The sequence below is a fragment of the Mesorhizobium sp. M1A.F.Ca.IN.022.07.1.1 genome (assembly GCF_003997575.1).
Classification (GTDB): Bacteria; Pseudomonadota; Alphaproteobacteria; order Rhizobiales; family Rhizobiaceae; genus Mesorhizobium.
In genome coordinates, this window is sequence record NZ_RZST01000547.1 from 1 (window position 1) to 2,360 (window position 2,360).

Genomic DNA, 2,360 nt, shown 5'->3' on the forward strand with positions numbered 1-2,360 from the left:
CCTTCGCCGGAGCCGCTGCCTTGGCCGGAGCGGCCGCCTTCTTGGCCGGAGCGGCATTCGCGGCTGCTGCCGGAGCCTTTGCCGCCTTGGGGGCCGGTGCCGCCTTGGCGGCGGTCTTCGGGGTAGCTGCTTTCGCCATCGTCTTTGCCCTTTTCGTCTGTCTGTTGCTCACGCCTTCTGCCGCGAGGTCGATGGCCTCGGCGGCGGGGCGCGCCTAGAGCGCCTCGGCGCCCGAAATGATTTCGATGAGTTCCTTGGTGATCTGCGCCTGCCGCTGGCGATTGTAGGTAATCGACAGCCTGTTGATCATGTCGCCGGCGTTGCGCGTCGCATTGTCCATCGCGCTCATCTTGGCGCCCATCTCGCCGGCCGCGTTTTCCAGCAGCGCGCGGAAGATCTGCACCGCGATGTTGCGCGGGATGAGGTCGGAGAGGATCTCGCCCGGCTCCGGCTCGTATTCGTAGACGGCCGTGGCGCCGTTGCTCGTCTCGGCAGCGGCGGAAGCAGGGGCCGCCGGGATGATCTGCTGCGCCGTCGGAATCTGGCTGATCACCGACTTGAACTGCGAATAGAAAAGCGTGCAGACGTCGAAGCCGCCCTGGTTGAACAGGTTGATCACCTTGCGCGCGATCGCATCGGCATTGACGAAGCCGAGCGTCTTGACCTCGCGCAGGTCGACGCGCTCGAGGATCAGCGAGCCGTACTCGCGGCGCAGGATGTCAAAACCCTTCTTGCCGACGCAGATGATCTTGACCTGCTTGCCGTCGGCGAGAAGCTTACGAATATGCTCGCGGGCCAGGCGCGCGATCTGGGAATTGAAGCCGCCGCACAGGCCGCGCTCGGCGGTGCAGACGATGAGCAGATGCACGTCGTCCCTGCCGGTGCCCGTCATCAGCGCCGGGGCATCGCCGCCGCCGCCAATCGCCTGGGTGATGTTGGCCAGCACCGCCCCCATCCGCTCGGAATAGGGACGCGCCGCTTCGGCCGCTTCCTGCGCGCGACGCAGCTTCGCCGCGGCGACCATCTGCATCGCCTTGGTGATCTTCTGCGTCGCCTTGACCGAGGCGATACGGTTACGAAGGTCTTTTAATGAAGGCATGCTTCAAACCTGATCCCGTGCGTCCGGCTGTTCGTTAAGCGAAGGTCTTGGCGAAGGCGTCGATCTCGGCCTTGAGCTTGCCGCGCAAGTCGTCCGACAGCGCCTTCTCCTTGCGGATGCCGTCGAGCACGTCCTTGCCGGCCGAGCGCATGTGGCTGAGCAGGCCGTGCTCGAACTTGCCGACCTGGTTCAGCGCCAGTTTGTCGAGATAGCCATTGACGCCGGCGAAGATCACTGCGACCTGCTCTTCGGTCTTGAGCGGCGAGAACTGCGGCTGCTTCAGGAGCTCCGTCAGGCGCGAACCGCGATTGAGCAGACGCTGGGTGGCGGCGTCGAGGTCGGAGCCGAACTGCGCGAAGGCCGCCATTTCGCGGTACTGCGCGAGCTCGCCCTTGATCGAGCCGGCGACCTGCTTCATCGCCTTGACCTGCGCCGAGGAGCCGACGCGCGACACTGACAGACCGACGTTCACCGCCGGGCGGATGCCCTGGAAGAAGAGGTTGGTCTCGAGGAAGATCTGGCCGTCGGTGATCGAGATCACGTTGGTCGGGATGTATGCCGACACGTCGTTGGCCTGCGTCTCGATGATGGGCAGCGCGGTCAGCGAGCCGTTGCCATTATCGTCATTGAGCTTCGCGGCGCGCTCCAGCAGGCGCGAATGCAGGTAGAACACGTCGCCCGGATAGGCTTCGCGACCCGGCGGGCGGCGCAGCAGCAGCGACATCTGGCGGTAGGCGACGGCCTGCTTCGACAGGTCGTCATAGCTGATGAGGGCATGCATGCCATTGTCGCGGAAATATTCGCCCATGGTGCAGCCGGCGAACGGCGCCAGGAACTGCATCGGCGCCGGATCCGACGCGGTGGCGGCGATGATGATGGAGTAGTCGAGCGCGCCGCGCTCCTCGAGCACCTTGACGAACTGCGCGACGGTCGAGCGCTTCTGGCCGACAGCGACGTAGACGCAGTAGAGCTTCTCCTTCTCCGGGCCGTTGTCGTGCACCGACTTCTGGTTCAGCATCGTGTCGAGGATGATGGCGGTCTTGCCGGTCTGACGGTCGCCGATGACCAGCTCGCGCTGACCGCGGCCGACCGGGATCAGCGCGTCGATGGCCTTGAGGCCGGTCGACATCGGCTCATGCACCGACTTGCGCGGAATGATGCCGGGCGCCTTGACGTCGACGCGGCGGCGTTCGGTCGCCTGGATCGGGCCCTTGCCGTCGATCGGATTGCCGAGCGCGTCGACCACGCGGCCGAGCAGGCC

Annotated in this window: 2 protein-coding genes; both read right to left on the reverse strand. The window is 65.6% G+C overall.

The window, feature by feature from the left end:
• Window positions 1-214: 214 nt before the first annotated feature.
• A complete protein-coding gene (locus EOA75_RS31930; protein WP_067001531.1) occupies window positions 215-1,099 on the reverse strand; it encodes a F0F1 ATP synthase subunit gamma in 885 nt (294 codons plus the stop codon).
• Between the two features lie 34 nt (window positions 1,100-1,133).
• Window positions 1,134-2,360: F0F1 ATP synthase subunit alpha (gene atpA / locus EOA75_RS31935; RefSeq protein WP_127326077.1), on the reverse strand; the 1,227-nt coding region annotated here is incomplete at its 5' end.